Annotated in this window: 13 protein-coding genes; 10 read left to right on the forward strand and 3 right to left on the reverse strand. The window is 55.5% G+C overall.

Annotation, left to right across the window (positions count from 1 at the left end; genetic code table 11):
* Positions 1-22: 22 nt before the first annotated feature.
* The 7 genes from SD425_RS04280 (at position 23) to SD425_RS04310 (ending at position 10,351) form a co-directional block, all read left to right on the forward strand.
* Complete coding sequence (locus tag SD425_RS04280; RefSeq protein WP_324675755.1) at positions 23-730, forward strand: ABC transporter ATP-binding protein; 708 nt, start codon at positions 23-25, stop codon at positions 728-730.
* 3 nt (positions 731-733) lie between these two features.
* Positions 734-2,152 carry an ABC transporter permease gene (locus tag SD425_RS04285; protein ID WP_324675757.1) on the forward strand — a complete coding sequence of 473 codons (1,419 nt, stop codon included), beginning with the start codon at positions 734-736 and terminating at the stop codon, positions 2,150-2,152.
* Between the two features lies 1 nt (position 2,153).
* Positions 2,154-3,539, forward strand: a complete 1,386-nt coding sequence (locus tag SD425_RS04290) for an ABC transporter permease (RefSeq protein WP_324675759.1) — start codon at positions 2,154-2,156, stop codon at positions 3,537-3,539.
* A 140-nt stretch (positions 3,540-3,679) separates the two neighbouring features.
* Entirely contained in the window at positions 3,680-4,678 is a 999-nt protein-coding gene (locus SD425_RS04295) for a M14 family metallopeptidase (RefSeq protein ID WP_324675761.1), read from the forward strand.
* Between the two features lie 112 nt (positions 4,679-4,790).
* Entirely contained in the window at positions 4,791-6,629 is a 1,839-nt protein-coding gene (locus tag SD425_RS04300; protein WP_324675763.1) for a MutS-related protein, read from the forward strand.
* 111 nt (positions 6,630-6,740) lie between these two features.
* Entirely contained in the window at positions 6,741-7,709 is a 969-nt protein-coding gene (locus SD425_RS04305) for a bestrophin family protein (protein WP_324675765.1), read from the forward strand.
* Between the two features lie 431 nt (positions 7,710-8,140).
* Positions 8,141-10,351 carry an FUSC family protein gene (locus SD425_RS04310; protein WP_324675767.1) on the forward strand — a complete coding sequence of 737 codons (2,211 nt, stop codon included), beginning with the start codon at positions 8,141-8,143 and terminating at the stop codon, positions 10,349-10,351.
* Here SD425_RS04310 and SD425_RS04315 read toward each other — a convergent pair.
* The 3 genes from SD425_RS04315 to SD425_RS04325 form a co-directional block, all read right to left on the reverse strand.
* The gene (locus tag SD425_RS04315) at positions 10,319-10,960 is read right to left on the reverse strand and encodes a response regulator transcription factor (protein WP_324675768.1); all 642 of its coding nucleotides are present in this window, start codon (positions 10,958-10,960) and stop codon (positions 10,319-10,321) included. The genes SD425_RS04310 and SD425_RS04315 overlap by 33 nt on opposite strands.
* A gap of 100 nt (positions 10,961-11,060) precedes the next feature.
* The gene (locus SD425_RS04320; protein ID WP_324675770.1) at positions 11,061-12,992 is read right to left on the reverse strand and encodes a 7TM diverse intracellular signaling domain-containing protein; all 1,932 of its coding nucleotides are present in this window, start codon (positions 12,990-12,992) and stop codon (positions 11,061-11,063) included.
* Positions 12,993-13,256: 264 nt separating this feature from the next.
* Positions 13,257-13,442 (reverse strand): hypothetical protein, encoded by a 186-nt coding sequence (locus SD425_RS04325; RefSeq protein ID WP_324675772.1) that lies wholly within the window; start codon positions 13,440-13,442, stop codon positions 13,257-13,259.
* Positions 13,443-13,568: 126 nt separating this feature from the next.
* On the opposite strand from SD425_RS04325, the gene SD425_RS04330 reads away from it, so the two are divergent.
* The 3 genes from SD425_RS04330 to SD425_RS04340 are packed head-to-tail and all read left to right on the forward strand — an operon-like array spanning position 13,569 to position 15,709.
* Entirely contained in the window at positions 13,569-13,814 is a 246-nt protein-coding gene (locus tag SD425_RS04330) for a hypothetical protein (protein WP_324675774.1), read from the forward strand.
* 44 nt (positions 13,815-13,858) lie between these two features.
* On the forward strand, positions 13,859-14,575 hold the full coding sequence (locus SD425_RS04335) for a hypothetical protein (protein ID WP_324675776.1): 717 nt from the start codon (positions 13,859-13,861) through the stop codon (positions 14,573-14,575).
* 54 nt (positions 14,576-14,629) lie between these two features.
* Complete coding sequence (locus SD425_RS04340) at positions 14,630-15,709, forward strand: hypothetical protein (protein ID WP_324675778.1); 1,080 nt, start codon at positions 14,630-14,632, stop codon at positions 15,707-15,709.
* The last annotated feature ends 46 nt before the right edge of the window (positions 15,710-15,755 follow it).

Here is a 15,755-nt window from a genome sequence, read left to right on the forward strand (position 1 = left end):
TAAGTCAATACCTAACGAGTCAATGACCTACATTTTAGAGGCGAAAGAGCTGCGCAAGCAGTACCCCAATAAGCTAGCCTTACGCGGGTTGAACCTGCAAATCGAGCCGGGTGAAGTATTCTGTTTGCTCGGGCAAAATGGCGCGGGCAAGTCTACGACCATCAACCTGTTTCTGGGATTTGTGCAGCCGACGGCAGGCGCGGCGTACATCAATGGGGTAGAGGTAGCCAGCAACCCTTTCAAGATCAAGCAATACCTAGCCTACATTCCGGAGAACGTGATGCTGTACCCGCACCTGACGGGTGTAGAAAACCTAGCCCTGTTCAGCAGTTTGGCGGGCTTCCGCTACTCGGAAAAAGAGTTGGTGGAGTACCTGGCCGAAGCCGGGCTACCAGCTGATGCCGTGCGGCGGCGGGTGGGTACCTACTCGAAGGGTATGCGCCAAAAGGTGGGTATTTCCATTGCTGTGGCCAAGCACGCCAAGGTGCTGCTGCTTGACGAGCCCACGTCTGGCCTCGACCCCAAAGCCAGCAACGAATTCTCGGAGCTACTGCGCCAACTTAGTCAGCAGGGCACCGCTGTGCTCATGGCCACGCACGACTTGTTCCGGGCCAAGGAAGTCGGCACGCGGGTAGGCATCATGCGGGAGGGCGAGCTGGTTGATGTGCGCCCTACGGCTGCTTTGAATGCTAACGAGCTAGAGCAGCTCTATCTCACCTACATGCAATAGCCCATGATTCGCAGTATTGCCCAAAAAGAACTTGTGAGTACCCTCCGCGACCGGCGCTTTGTGGTGCTTAGCGTGCTGATGCTCGGCTTGCTGCTGGCTGCCACGCTGGTCGGGCGGGCGAGCTACCGCACCTTGCAGCGCGAGCGGCAGGTGGCCCAGCAAACCGTCAACGATCAATTCCATCATCAGCCCAACCGTCACCCGCACCGCGTGGCGCACTACGGCTCCTTTGCCTTTCGACCCAAAGCTGGGCTGAGCTTTCTGGACGCCGGGCTGGATTCGTTTACCGGCACGGCGGTATTTCTGGAGGCACACCAACAGAACAGCGTCAACTTCAGCCAGGCCCAACAGGCTAGCTCTCTCATCCGATTTGGGGAGCTGACGGTAGCCTTCGTGCTGCAATTGTTGGTGCCGCTGCTGATCATTTTTCTGTGCTTCAATGCTTTCGCCGAGGAGCGCGAAGCGGGCACGCTGAAGCTGCTGCTCAGCCAGGGCGTGTCGTTGCGGCGCGTAGCTTGGGGAAAGATTACGGGTTACGGCCAAGCCGTGGCGCTGGTCGTGGTACCCGCATTAGCGCTGGCGGCGTGGTTGCTGTTGGCGCAAGAGTCGTTTGCCAATAGCCCCGATGCGTGGATGCGCCTGGCGCTATTTGGCCTGAGCTACGTGGTGTACTTTTTTCTCTGGATTGTGGGTGCGGTGGTAGTATCGGCGCGGCAACAACACGCCCGCACGGCCTTGGTGGTACTGCTCGGCTGCTGGATGCTGGGCGGTATTATTCTGCCCAAAGCCACGGCGAACCTAGGTGCTAACCTGTTCCCGGCCATCACCAAAGCGCAGCTCGATGCCAAGGTGCACGAAGAAGCGCAAAAAGGCATCAACGGTCACGATCCGCAAGACCAACGCAGTGCAGCCCTGAAGGCTAATCTGCTCAAGAAGTATAAGGTCGATTCGGAGGAAAAGCTGCCCGTGAGCGTGGGTGGACTCGTGATGGCGGAGAGCGAGGCCTACACCAGCAAGGTGTATCAACAGCATTTTGCCGCCCTCACCCGCACCTACGAGCGGCAAAATGCCCTAACAGTGTGGGCGGGACTGCTCAACCCGTACCAGGCCATTCGGCCGCTATCGATGGGCCTAGCTGGCTCCGACTTTGCCCACTATGTGCATTTCCAGCAAGCCGCCGAAACCTACCGCTACCAGCTGGTGCAGCGCCTCAACGGCCTGCAAGCTAGCATGGGCTACGGCGACAAAGAGCGCAAGCTCGACGCAGCTACGTGGCAAGCCATTCCCATCTTCACCTACGAAGCACCCCCGCTGGGGTGGGCGCTGGGTTACTTGCTCGTGCCGGTGCTGGCGCTACTGTTGTGGGTAGTAGGCCTGAGCTGGCTAGGACTGCGGGCGATTGACAAAACAAGCATTGTGTAGCATGATGAGTACTTTCTGGATTTTATTAAAGTACGAGTGGCGTCATTTTCGAGCCGCTAAGGGCTTGGTGTTGCTCACTGGTCTTGTGGTAGTGGTTGGCCTCTATGGCATCTATTACGGCACCACCGAAATTGAGCGCCAGCGCCAACACCTAGCCGAACTACCTGCCCTGGCCCACCACAATGTGGAGGAGCTCAAAAAGAAATTTCCGGGCCCCGCCGACGCCGGCGACATTGGGTATTACCACACCACCTTCGCGGTGCACCACCCCACAGAATGGGCTAGCCTAGCTCTCGGTCAGCGCGACGTGAATCCGTATTGTGTGAAGCTACGCCTGCTTGGGTTGCAAGGGCAAATCTACGCGTCGGAGAATGTGAACCCGACAAAAGTGCTCAGCGGCAACTTCGACCTAGCTTTCGTGCTGGTGTACTTGTTTCCCCTGTTGATCATTGCCCTGAGTTTCAACCTGCTCTCCCAGGAGAAGGAGCAGGGAACCTTAGTGTTGCTGCTGGCTCAGCCGGTGCGCCCCGGTACGGTAGTAGCCGCCAAGCTGACGTTGCGGCTATTGCTGGTGCTCGGCCTAGCTTTGTTACTGTCGGCGGTGGCGCTTGCCTGGGCTCAGGTACCGTTTGATGAACGCGTGGGCATGTGGCTAGCGCTGGTAGTGCTTTATTGCCTATTCTGGTTCGGGGTGGTCGGTATCATAACGGCATTGCAGCGCAACTCGGCCTTCAACGCGGTAGCGCTGGTGGGGGCGTGGCTGGTGCTCGTCGTATTGATACCAGGCTTGCTGAATGTGTACGTGGATGCAACCCAACCCGTGCCGCAAGGCATGGAGCTGACTATTAAGCAACGCGAAGAAATACACGGCGGGTGGGACAAGCCCAAGGGCGAAACCATGAACCGCTTTTTTGTCCTGTACCCACAGTGGCGCGACACCACCACCATCAAAGAGCGGTTTGTGTGGCGCTGGTACTATGCCTTCCAGCACCTCGGCGATGAGTCGGTGCGGCCACTGGTCGCGGCGTACACGAATGGCCTGCGCCAACGGTTTGTGCTGGTGGAGCACCTAGCTTGGCTGTCACCGGCCATCAATGCGCAAGTGAGCCTCACCGCACTGGCCGGCACCGACCTGCCCACGCACCTAGCTTTCCAGCAAAGCGCCACCCGCTACCACGACGCGCTACGGGCTTTCTATTATCCCTATCTGTTCCGCAAAGTGGCTTTCACTCACGCTGACTACGAGAAGGAGCCGACGCACACGTTCACTAGTATCTCTGAAATCGGTACGGCGGCGAGTGGCTTGTGGAAGCTGCTTGTGAGCGTCGTGGCGGTATGGGCTATTGGGCTGGTGTTGTTGCGAATACGGCCGCTCAACCCATGCTAAAGGTATTCAGGTGTCTAGCTAATAGCGTCCTTCTGCCGGTCCCTTACTTTTCAACCACAGTTTTCTTCCTAATGGTATTTCGCGTTTTTTTTCTTCTGCTTTTCTCTACAGCAGTATTACAACACCTAGCTAGCGCCGCCGTGAAGTCCTTTGTCTTCCAAAACCAAACCATCAAACCCGGCACCAAACGTTCGATGCTGCTGCCCGTGGTAGCCGGCACCGACAGCACCGTAATTCCGGTAAGTGTGTTTCATGGAGCAAAAGAAGGACCGGTGCTCGGTATCATTGCCGGCGTGCATGGCTACGAGTATCCGCCCATTGTGGCGGCTCAGCAGTTTGCCCAAACGCTCGACCCTGCGCAGCTGAGCGGCACCGTCATTCTGGTGCACATTGCCAACGTACCTAGCTTCCTAGGTCGCCGCATTCAGTATAATCCCCTTGACGGAAAGAACCTGAACCGGGTGTTTCCGGGCAAAGCCGATGGCACCATCACCGAACGCATGGCGTGGCTGCTCGGCAACGATATAATCGGTCGCTGCAACTACGTCATCGACGTGCACGCTGGCGACGCGCAAGACGACCTGCGCCCGTACGCCGGCTACTACAACTACTTCGATACACCCGAATTATCGGAGAAAGGCCGGCAAATGGCGGTAGCGCTGGGCTTTCCCTACGTTATTCAGTTTGGTAATGAGCCTAGCTTGAAAAATGAATTGGGCGTGTATTGCTCCCGCGAGGCCATCAAGCGGGGCATTCCGGCCGTCGACATTGAGTGTGGGCGCTTTGGCATGGCCGAAAGCGAAAACGTGGCGCAGATCAAGCAAGCGCTGCACAACTTGCTCGTGCACTTACGCCTAGAAACAGGGCAGCCGCTGACGAACAACCAACCTTATATCATTGCGCAACGCACATCCGTCAATAGCGAGCATATGGGCTTTTTCTACCCCCAAGTAAAGGCCGGCGAGTTCATCCACAAAGGCCGTAAGCTAGGTTACGTGACCGATCTGTTCGGCAATCGCCTTGCCGATGTGCTTGCCCCTGTGAATGGCGTCGTCTTGTACATGAGTTCAACGCCGCCCATCAGCAAAGGCGAAAGTTTGTTCAGCATCGGCCACATTCCGGTCGCGGCGCAGCCGTAGTAAATAGCTGCGCGGAAGCTAAAGCCGTAGGCGTCGGAGCCCGAGCGCAGAGATTAACACGACGGTAGCCTTCGCGACGCCGTATCTTTAGCCGAAACTTGCTCTTGCTACCGTGCCCGACGCCACCAATTTTCGCCCTCTCTCCATACCGCCCGCCGACGTATTTCAGGAAAACCAAACAGTGCATGCCGCACGCGAGCAGCACTACGCGGGCAGGCACCGCATTATCGCGTGGCTGCGGGTGGTGGCGTTTGGTCTGAGCGCCTTCGGCATCTATTACCTGTTTAGCCGAGGCGAGTTGCAGGGAGCTTTCGGGCTGTTGTTTGTGGCGTACCTCGTGTTCTTGTTGCTGGTTCGTTGGCATAACAGCGTGGGCTATTGGCGCGAACATCATCGCCTGCTCGGCGAGCTGAACCGCGACGAAACAGCCCGGCTGCAAGGCCAGCTAGCTTCCTTCGACCCTGGCCTGCGCTACCTCGAGGCCACCCACCCCTACGCCGCCGACCTAGATGTCTTTGGCGCGCACTCGCTGTTTCAACTCCTGAACCGGGCTACGTCGCGGCTAGGTCGCGACTGGTTGGCTGGTTGGTTGCTAGCACCTTCTCCCGCCGTAGCCGTGCGCGAACGACAAGCCGCCGTGGCTGAGTTGGTGCCCGACCTCGCTTGGCAGCAAGAGTGGCAAGCCCGCGCCCGCCATTTTCCGCGCCAGGAAGCCGACCCGCGCCAGTTCACAACGTGGCTTCAGCAGCCCGACTTTTTTGCGGGTAAAGGCTGGTTGAAAATTCTCTTGTTTGTGCTGCCGCCGCTCGCCGTGACGGCGGTTGTTTTGTGGCTGACGGGCAACGGGGCTGCGCCGCTACTGGTGGCCGTGTTGGTGCTAGGCGCTTTGAATGCACGCTTCCAAAAAGCTAGGGCTGAGTACTTTGAGCAGAGTATGGCTATGCGCGACGCACTCCGCGCCTACCACGACCAGTTGGCGCTGTTTGAAACGCGCACCTGGCAAGCGCCCTTGCTGACCCGCTTGCTGCGCGGCCTGCATGCCTCCGAAAACGGCGCGCCTGCCTCGCAGCTTATTGGGCAATTGTCGCGCATTGTGGGTTTGTTCTCGATGCGCCAAAGCCCAGCCGTTGCCGTGCTGGCTAATAACCTGCTGCTTTGGGATTTCTTCTGCATGTGGCGGCTCGAAGGTTGGAAGCAGCGCCTCGGAGGAAAGTTAGACGCCATGCTGGAAATAGGGGCGGAGCTGGAAGCACTAGTGAGCTTGGCCGGTTTCCAGTTCGCTAACCCGAGCTATGCTGTACCCAAAATCAGTACGGCGGCGCTTGAGTTTACGGCCCATGGCCTAGGTCACCCGCTTATTTTTGCCTCCGAGCGCATTAGCAACGATTTTAGCACGGTAGGCATGGGGCACACAGCCGTCGTGACGGGCTCCAACATGTCGGGTAAAAGCACATTTCTGCGCTCGGTGGGGCTGAACATGGTGCTGGCGCTGGCGGGTGGCCCCGTGTGCGCGAATCAGCTGAGCGTGAGTCCGGCCCAAGTGTACACGGCCATGCGTACCCAAGATAACCTCGCCGAAAGCACCTCTTCGTTTTACGCCGAGCTGAAGCGCTTGCGTCTGCTGCTGGAGATTTCGGCCACGGGCGAGCCTGTGTTTTATATGCTCGACGAGATTCTGAAAGGCACGAACTCCGGCGACCGGCACCGCGGCGCCCGAGCGCTGGTGCGCCAGTTGCACCAGCGCAACGCCAGTGGCCTCGTCAGCACCCACGACCTAGAGCTAGCTGACCTAGCCAACGAACTACCTGACTTTGTGGTGAACTACAGCTTCAACAGCACCATCGAGGGCGACGAAATTCGGTTCGACTACCATCTCACGCCCGGCGTATGCCGCAGCTTCAATGCCAGCAAACTCATGCAGTTGATGGGCATTGATCTAGATAATAGCTAGGCTTATCCTATTTTTAATTTGCTCTTAATCTCAGGGTATTACCTTACCGCGGCATAGCCGCTGCGGCTACGCCGGAGTCTATGGCTCCGCGACTGAGTTGTATTCTTTCTTATGTACGTTCGTAATAATCTGCGCCCACGCGTCATCTGGCGATTGACTTGGCGCAGTGTGGTTGTGTATACTATTTATTCCACGGTAGTCTGCTATTTGTACGGGCCTTTAGGCCTGCATTCGCTGGATATTCCGTGGCAGCCCGTGGGTACCCTAGGTACGGCTGTGGCCTTTTATATTGGCTTCAAAAACAACGGCTCCTACGACCGTTTTTGGGAAGGCCGTAAGCTGTGGGGCGGCATTGTAAACTACAGTCGCTCGTGGGCGATGCAGGCGCTGGAGTTCGTGACTTCCGTGGTAGATGCGCCTGACGTGCAGGCGCAACCTGCCTCTGCTAATGAGCTAACGGAGCGGCACCGAACGTTGGTGTTTCGGCATGTGGCATGGGTAAATGCCGTGCGCCTACACCTGCGCCGTCAGCCCGAGCTGTGGGATACCGATGTGGCCCCTTTCCTGAAACCCGAAGAGTCAGAGCGCATGCGCCATTACCGTAATCCGCCGGCTCAAATGCTGCGGCAGCAGGCCGCCGACCTGCGTGTTCTACGCGAAGAGCGTGGTTTGCTCAATGACTTCCAGCACGTAAGCATGGTCGATACCATACGGGAGTTTAACAACCTACAGGGCGCCTGCGAGCGAATCAAGAACACGCCCTTCCCGCGGCAGTATGCCTTCTTTAGCTACTTGTTCGTGCAGATATTCTCCCTGCTACTTCCCGTAGGCCTGATTGGTGAGTTCGAGAAAATGGGTCCTGGTCACTTCTGGCTCACGGTTCCTTTTGCGGTACTGGTCGCGTGGGTGTTCAACACCATTGAGGCAGTAGGTCACTTCAGCGAAAACCCGTTTGAGAACGAGATGAATGACGTGCCCATGACAGCCATTTGCCGAAGCATTGAAATTGATTTGCGGGAAATGATGGGTGAAACCAAAGTGCCACCAGCCCTAGCGCCCGTCGACGACATATTGTATTAACCTACAAAAGCGGTACCCCTAATTGGTACCCGAAGGTTAAGTGAATTGCTAGTTATCACAAAAAAAAGCTGCTCCTGCTCGGGAGTAGCTTTTTTTGTGATGCCTGAGCTAAGCCGTAGAGCGGGTTACTATTTGCCAGACGAGCTATTAAGTATAAGCTGCTTGTACGGGTTGCGCTTTCGGTTTACTTCTTGCCTGAAGGCGCTAAAGCAGGCTGCCTACGTTCTTCTCAGACCTAGGGCCCGCAAGGTGCTGCTACTTCTTGCGTTAGTTGTAAGCTAGGTACCCATTGCACCAAAATAATCGGATCAGCTTGCCAAACGGGTAGCCGTTTCCCGTATAGTAGCTGTTCGTAACTTGAGTATGGACAGGATAAGTGGGCCGCTCCAACATCTAACCTAATGGGTGTTGCACGGCTGTCAACCGCTCCCATGAATTCGCAAACTCGTAATATTCAGTATTTTCTTTTCAGCCAAGATTTCTCCGATGGCGTGCGTATTACGTTGGCTGCGTTGCTGCCGGCTGTGTTGTTTGCGCAGCTAGGCGAACTCACCACTGGCATTACGCTTTCCACGGGGGCTGTCTGCATCAGCATCATCGATACGCCTGGCCCGGTAGTGCACAAGCGCAACGGGATGCTGTACGGCAACTTGGTTATTTTCTTGGTGGCCTTGCTCACGGGCTTTGCGCGCTTCAATGCCTGGACTCTAGGTCTGGAAGTGCTGGCGCTCAGTTTTCTCATGACCATGCTCAACGTGTACGGTAACCGGGCCGCGTCGCTTGGGTCGGCGGCGCTGCTGGTGATGATCCTGAACATGGAGCAGCCCCTGACGCCCGCTGAAGTGGTCATGCACAGTGGGCTGATTCTGGCAGGCGGTGTGTGGTATATGGCGCTAGGGTTGGTGCTATTTCGGGTGTTGCCCTACCGGCCGGCCCAGCAAGCTTTGGGGGAGTGTATTCATGCCATTGCCAACTACCTGAAGCTCAAAGCCGCCTTCTACCGTATCCGCACCGACCTCGACGACGACTACCGCAAGCTCGTGGCGCAGCAGGTAATCGTGAGTGAGAAGCAGGATGCCGTGCGGGAACTCCTGTTCAAAACCCGCCAAATTGTAAAAGAGTCGAACGCCACTAGCCGCCGCTTGCTACTCACGTTTGTCGATGTGATGGACTTGTACGAGCACATCACGGCTACCTACTACGACTACGAAGCCATCCGCAACCAATTCGGCCACACCGGCATTCTGGAAGAAATAGCTAGCCTCATCGACCTGATTGCTGCCGAGCTGGATAATATCGGCTTTGCCATCCAGGCCAATCATTCCTTCCGTAGTCGCAGCAACTTTCTCGAGCGGCTTGAGCACCTGAAGAGCCGGATTGATGCGGTGGGAGAGCAGGAGCAAGGTACCAGCAACCTAGTGCTGAAGAAGCTGTTGGTGAACCTGCGCAACCTCACCCAGCGCCTCACTGATGTGCTGAACTACTTCAATGCCAAGTCGGAAACCATACCGACTCGGCACACGGAAGTGGAATACATGCGTTTCGTGTCGCACCAGGATTACGACCTGAAGGTACTGCGCGACAACCTGACGTTCAGTTCGTCGGTGTTTCGGCACTCGGTTCGCCTGATGCTCGCCAGTGGTGTCGCTTTCCTGATAGCCAAGTTGCTGTTCTCCGGTAACCACAGCTACTGGATTGTGATGACCACGGTGTACATGCTCAAGCCTGCATTTAGCTTCACCAAAGAGCGTAACTATCAACGTATTGTCGGTACGTTGAGCGGTGGTGCCATTGCCGGCGTGTTCCTGCTGCTCACCAGCGACAAAGACCTGCATTTCTTTGTCATGTTGATCTTCATGGTACTGTCGTACAGTTTCCAGCGGCGCAGCTACGTGGTGTACGTCACCCTCATGACGCCTTTCATCCTGATCATGCTTAGCTTCTTGGGCTTGAACTATTTAGATATAGCCGAGGAGCGGATCAAGGATACGGTTGTTGGCTGTATTATCGCCTTTTCGGCGGGCTACTTGTTGTTTCCTAGCTGGGAATACGAGCAGCTTAATGACTACATGCGCGACGTGCTGAAGGCCAACATCAGCTATTTGCAAAAGCTAGCCGAAGGCCTAGCTGGCAAACCCGTGGTGCTGACCGAGTACAAGCTCGTGCGCAAAGACGTATTTGTGAGTTCGGCCAACCTAGCAGCAGCCTTCCAACGAATGCTTTCGGAGCCGAAAAGCAAGCAGCGGAGTAACGAAGATGTGCACCAGTTTGTCGTTCTCAACCATATTCTGGCTTCCAACATTGCTACGCTCACTTCCAGCCTAATGGCCAAGGAACCAACGGAGCAGCTCATGGAAGGCATCCGCGCCGTTAGGCGGGCCTTATCAGTCCTGGGTGCGAGCCTAAAAAAGTTTGACCCTACAACTAAGATAGCCGAGCCTAATATGGGCGAGATTCTGCCATACTCTGAGGCGACTGGCCGGCGTAAAGCGAACCTCTCCTCCGATGAGCGTCAGTTGCTGGAACAGCTAGAGTTCATACAAAAAGTAAGTAGTGACATCGGGCGGGTAACGGACGCTATGTTGGAAGTGACCACCAAGCCCAAGCAACTACAAGCCGTGGTCGATAGCGAACTGCACTAGCGCGGCTACGTTGCTAATCTCTAGCTTGTGCATGATGTTACGCCGGTGCGTGCTGACCGTGAGCTCGGCTAAAAAGAGACGTTCGGCTATGTCGCGGGTAGTGAGTCCTTCACAAACGAGCTTCACAATTTCCCGCTCCCGATTCGACAGCCGCTGTAGCTTCAGCAATGGATCAGCACCGTTGACGGGAAGCTGTGCCGCCGATGTGCGCGTTTGTTTGGGGAATACGGTCTTCCCTTCGCGTACGCGACGGATGGCCGCTAAAAGCTCGTCCATATCCGCCGACTTGGGCACAAAGCCCACAGCCCCCGCAGCAGCCAACTGCTCCATCAGCCTGGGCGTAGTGGCCATGCTAAAGACTAGAATGCGCAACCCTGGATGTAGCTGCCGCAACCTAGGTAGCAACGATAAGCCATCGGTGCCGGGCAAGTGCAGATCGAGCAGTAAGATATCAGCGGGAGAACTGCCGGCCGTGGCAAGCCACGACATCAACGCTTGGCCGTCGGCAAATTGCGCCGTTACCACTAGGTCAGGCTGTTCAGTCAGCGATAAAGCGAGGCTCTGCGTGAGCATCCGGTGATCATCCAAGATGAGCAAGCGAGCAGGCATGAGTAAAGAGAGGATTAGACGGAAAGCGAATTAGCTGGTAAGATGCGGATTCTGGCTGAGTATTTAGCTTTTAAGGCTCCTTGTGGGTCGCTCACCAGCATTATGATTTGTAAGGTAAACGTACAAACACACTAGTACCATGTTCGGAACTGTCGATGTGTAAGCTGCCTTGCAGATAATCGGTGCGCGCTTGTACCCCGCGCAGCCCAATGCCCCGGCCCGAGGGCGTGGCGGGCATACCGCGGCCGTTGTCTTCGACTAAGATCTCCAGCACATCGGCGTGGCGCAGCAATTGCACGAGCACCTCCGAGGCCCGGGCGTGACGTAGTGCATTGTTGAGTAACTCAGCCGTAATCCGATAAGCGGCTTGTTGGACTCGTGGCGGCAGTTGTTCCAGCCCCTCGTCGCAGTACGTCCGAATTGTAGGATTGCCGTACAGATTGAATAAGTCACGCAGTGTTGCAATTGATTCCGTTAGGGTGCCTTGCCCCGGCTCAGTAGGAATCAGCGAGTGGCTGAACGTCCGTACCTCGTCGCGCAGGTGCCGTAGCAGCAACTCAGTGTGGTGACCAGCGGCAGCAGCAGCTGGCGAACTCGCAAAGGCCTCCCGCATGGCAGGCCCTTGGTAAGCCAGATGCAGCGCTGCTAGGTTTGGGCCCAAGGCATCATGCAATTCGCGAGCAAGCTGTTCGCGTTCTACTTCCTGCGCGGCTATTAGTTTTGAACTCAGAGCGTTGCGCTGCCGGAGCTGCCGGATGCGTAAGCGGGCATTCTGTCGTAGGGCATGGCGGAAGCGCCCCATGAGAAGTACGCTTAGCATTAGCAGCTCAAAGAACAGACCCCAAGCCAGGGCATTAGGCTGCAACAGGTGCAGATTTGTAATACCTAGGTGGTTAAGCCAAAAAAGCGAAAAGCCCGTGAAGAAGAAGAAATAGGTGAGGCCAAAGTAAGCTGCCAAGCGACGACGCGACGTACGCGCAACAGCTAGCAATGCCACCCAGCCATAAACAAAAGTGGCCAGCAGTAGCACCTCCCGGCCCGCATTCAACGCGAACAGTCCCGCTCCGCCCACGCGCATGGCCAGCGGATAAAGCAAGGTATAAAGCCCCACGAAAACGGCTACCAATAGTGCTAACCAGGTGCCGCCGCGATGGAGACGAGGCCAGTCTTTACGCAGGCGCAAGAAGAGCTGCATGATGTGCATGCCACAAGCCGAAGCTAGGAGCATAAAGTTAAACTGCCCAATGTGCCATAGCACGCGGTACAGCCAGTTCGGCAGCAATAAGGAATCCAGCCCATCTTCCATCAGCAAAAAAATCGTGGTGCAGACCACGTATAGCACATACCAGACGTGGATTCGGTCGCGCAAAAAGGCGAATAACATCAGGTTAAATAGCGCGCTGCTTAGGTAAAACCCGATCAACCAGATCCAATGCTGATCGAACGGATAATTGACTTCCCAGGCCAAAAAATCTTCCGTAGTAGTCACGTCGGTGGGGAGGTATAGGGCCCCCGCGTGATGGTCGATGCGCAAGTACAGTACTCCTCGCTCGTGAGCCGCTAACATGAAGGGCAGGCACAACGCTCGGGCTGGGAAAGCGCGCTGCGTAGTGGGTTGCTGCGAACTAGCGCTTATCACCCGTACAAACCTGCTCTCGCCCGCTGGTCGCCAGTAGAGCGTTGCACTGTCTGTGTAGTTGTAAAGGCTCCAGAGAAACCTAGCTTGATGTGAGAGGGTGTTGGCTACATTCAGCCGCATCCACACCCGGCGATGCGTAAAGCCAAGGTTGAGTGTACGGTGCCAAGGTCCTGCCCGGAACTGCCCATTGTGCCACAAGGAATCAGCATGTTCTGGTGTGACGGGTGCTCCAAACGGCTCCGTGCAATAGCGGTACGTTTCAGAGAGGTGGTTGCTATTCGCCTGCCTTAGGTACAACGTGTCCGTCAGACGGTGCTGAGTAGGTTGCGCTATAGCACGCAGGCAACTCAGCCCGCATAGCAGGAGCCACAACACGTAGATGCGAGCAGGCACAGGTAACAACTAGGATAAATAGGATACGTTCAGTTGACGCATACAATATTATTGTATGCGCTTCATTTTCAGCGTTAACATCAATAATAATTTGACCTAGGTCTAAGCCAAACTTTGTAGCCAGTAGAACCAAATAGCAAGGCGAAGATGAACTAAGCACGCTGAAGTTAGAGCTACTCTACTCGCTTTATTTATAGAGACAAGACACACCAAAGCAACGGGCACCCCGGAGAGCATCTGTCGCTTTGGTATGGAAGGCTAGATTTATTTATCAGCTTTCTTGCGGCCGGAGCCACTTTTCTTGCCCCCGCCGTCTTGCTTGTTTACCGTGGCCCACGCAATGCGTTCGGCTTCTTCCGGTGATTTGCCTTGCTTTTCGTAACCCTCTTCAATGTGCTGGGCCTCCCGCTTCTGCTTGTCGGTATAAGCCGATTTATCTCCTTGTGGCATGGTCAAAAGATGAAAAGGTTAAATAGCTCGTATACGTTGCAGTAGGTTCACTGTTTAGGCTGGGCTTACGTGGTTGACCTAGGCTGCCTATCTTCGCCTTTTTATTCCTTTTAAACTCCTGCTGCCATGCGCCAGCTAGCCGATATTCCGCACCCAGAAGCCAAAATCACCCTTTTCTCCTGGAACGGGAAATACCTGATTAAACTCGAAAAGGGCCCTTTTGAACAAACGTACAAGGTGAGCGAAATGGATGTCACCAGCGAAGATGACGTGCGGGCGCTACTCGACGAAGAGTTTGTGGCCGCCGCTGTTCAACGCTTCACCCAAATGCGCCAAGACTTACAAGCTGCCTTTGCTCGCCATGATTTGTAGCCTTCATGTGGTTTAAAATCATTATTGTACCTCGCTCTCATCTCATGCGCTTCTTCTATTTTATTCTCTTCCTGGTCTTTGTAGCGCCGAACGCCAACGCACAACTCTACGATGTGCGTGGTGGTACCGTCAATTTTGAGCGCAAAGAGCGCGACGCCTTAAAAGTGCAGGTAGATGGCACCGCCGCCTGGACGCGCGACTATTGGCAGAGCTGGTTGAAAGACAACTACAACATTAGGCTCAAAGGTGACGGAGTATTTGGGGTCGGGAAAAAAGATGTGCTGGTTGCCAAGCAAACGCCCGCTTCCAGTGTCTCTGGGAAGCTGATCGATCTGTATTCCACCATCACCTCGCCAGCTGACACCGTATCAGAACTCGCCGTTTTTGCCGACCTAGGTTCTAGCTCTTGGATCAATCCTGACCGCACGCCCTCGGAGTATGCTGCCCTGCGTACGATTGTGCAAAGCTTCGCGTCAGCAGCCCAGCGCAAGGCATATCAGGAGCAAGTAATCGAGGCGGAAAAGCAACTGCGTGATACTGAGAAGGAAAAAGATAAGCTGCAAAAGGAAATCACAAGCCTGCAAGCCAATACCAAGAGTAACCTAGCTAAAATTGAGTCGTTGAAACAGCAAAACGTTACCAACACGCTCAAAGCCCGCGAAGACTCTGCTAAGGTTATCACCACTGGTCAGCAGATCGACTTGCGCAACAAACAGTTGCAGCGTCGCCGCGACCGATTAGAAACCTTAAATCGTAAATAGTTCGTGCCCAACGCCTGTCGTCTTCGACAACGCTTTCTCGCACCCTCACTTGTTATGGAAAAAGATCCTTCACCGCTTGACACCCTGCGCCAGCTCAAAGAATGGCTTGACGCGGGTACCATCACGCCCGCTGAGTTCGAGACGCTGAAGCAAAAACTGGTCTTCAGCCAGAAAGACACGCCTGCTACGCCAACCACTTCGCTGCCTTCCTTTACCAGTGCTAGCCCAACGGAAGACCCAGTGAGGCCACCCGTAGTAAACGAACCAGTCACGCCACCTAGCTCAACTGCTTTCCCGAGCTTCACGGCCACGCCCACCTCTGACCCTAATCTGTCCACTGCTTTTAACACTAACTCGTATGGTTCCGAGGTTGAGTCAGCACCTGAACCTATTGAAGACACCGAGTTCGTAGCACCTGCCCCCGCTCGCAATCCATTGGCATTGGTGCTGGTAATTGGCGGCGTGCTGGCCCTCCTTGGTTTGGTGTTGTACTTAACACTTGGGAATCAAGAGTCAGAACGTCTCACCAGTACTTCCCGAACGGAAGCCGACAGCTTAACTGTGCAGCCAGAAGTAGGGCCGCAAGCTCAGCAGATTGACCTGCCACCCGCTGCTGCTCCTGAAACGGTTCGAGTGGCGCCTGCCGTACCGCCAGTTGCTGCTCCCACTGTCGACTCGTCAGCTACCACCGTCGCAACGACTACTCCTGCTGCTGAGGCGCCCGTAGTCGATGAAGCTGCCGTGCGTAGCCAGGTATTGAGCGCACTAACTTCGTACTATGACGACCTGAAGGAGGCCCCATTCGATGCAAATCAGCACTTTGCCTCGACTGTGGAGCGTTTCTATACCATGCAAAACACTACCCCGGCGGCTATCAACGACGACCTAACCAAGACACACTTCCCTGAGTTCTTGGAGGCTGATACGCAAATAGACCCAGCTAGCGTGCAAGTTGGCCCCGTCGCAGATGATGGCACGCGGGTCGTAACATACCTGGAAAAGGGTAAAGCCTTTCGGCAGTCACGCCAGCAGCACCAGCGCACTACTGCGCAAGTTCGCGTCCGCCTCGATAAGGACTATAAGATCGTGTATCTGCGGCAAGAACGCTTGCTAGAGAATACCTTCACTGAATAGCATTATCGGATAGCTGTTTTCGTGAAGCTGCTATTCGATAACCGCA

This window comes from Hymenobacter sp. GOD-10R (assembly GCF_035609205.1).
Classification (GTDB): domain Bacteria; phylum Bacteroidota; class Bacteroidia; order Cytophagales; family Hymenobacteraceae; genus Hymenobacter.

Bases quoted from the DNA above. Each gene is read 5' to 3' on its own strand.
- SD425_RS04280 (WP_324675755.1), top strand. From the start codon at position 23: ATGACCTACATTTTAGAGGCGAAAGAGCTGCGCAAGCAGTACCCCAAT.
- SD425_RS04285 (WP_324675757.1), top strand. From the start codon at position 734: ATGATTCGCAGTATTGCCCAAAAAGAACTTGTGAGTACCCTCCGCGAC.
- SD425_RS04290 (WP_324675759.1), top strand. From the start codon at position 2,154: ATGATGAGTACTTTCTGGATTTTATTAAAGTACGAGTGGCGTCATTTT.
- SD425_RS04305 (WP_324675765.1), top strand. From the start codon at position 6,741: ATGTACGTTCGTAATAATCTGCGCCCACGCGTCATCTGGCGATTGACT.
- SD425_RS04310 (WP_324675767.1), top strand. From the start codon at position 8,141: ATGAATTCGCAAACTCGTAATATTCAGTATTTTCTTTTCAGCCAAGAT.
- SD425_RS04315 (WP_324675768.1), bottom strand. From the start codon at position 10,960: ATGCCTGCTCGCTTGCTCATCTTGGATGATCACCGGATGCTCACGCAG.
- SD425_RS04325 (WP_324675772.1), bottom strand. From the start codon at position 13,442: ATGCCACAAGGAGATAAATCGGCTTATACCGACAAGCAGAAGCGGGAG.
- SD425_RS04330 (WP_324675774.1), top strand. From the start codon at position 13,569: ATGCGCCAGCTAGCCGATATTCCGCACCCAGAAGCCAAAATCACCCTT.
- SD425_RS04335 (WP_324675776.1), top strand. From the start codon at position 13,859: ATGCGCTTCTTCTATTTTATTCTCTTCCTGGTCTTTGTAGCGCCGAAC.
- SD425_RS04340 (WP_324675778.1), top strand. From the start codon at position 14,630: ATGGAAAAAGATCCTTCACCGCTTGACACCCTGCGCCAGCTCAAAGAA.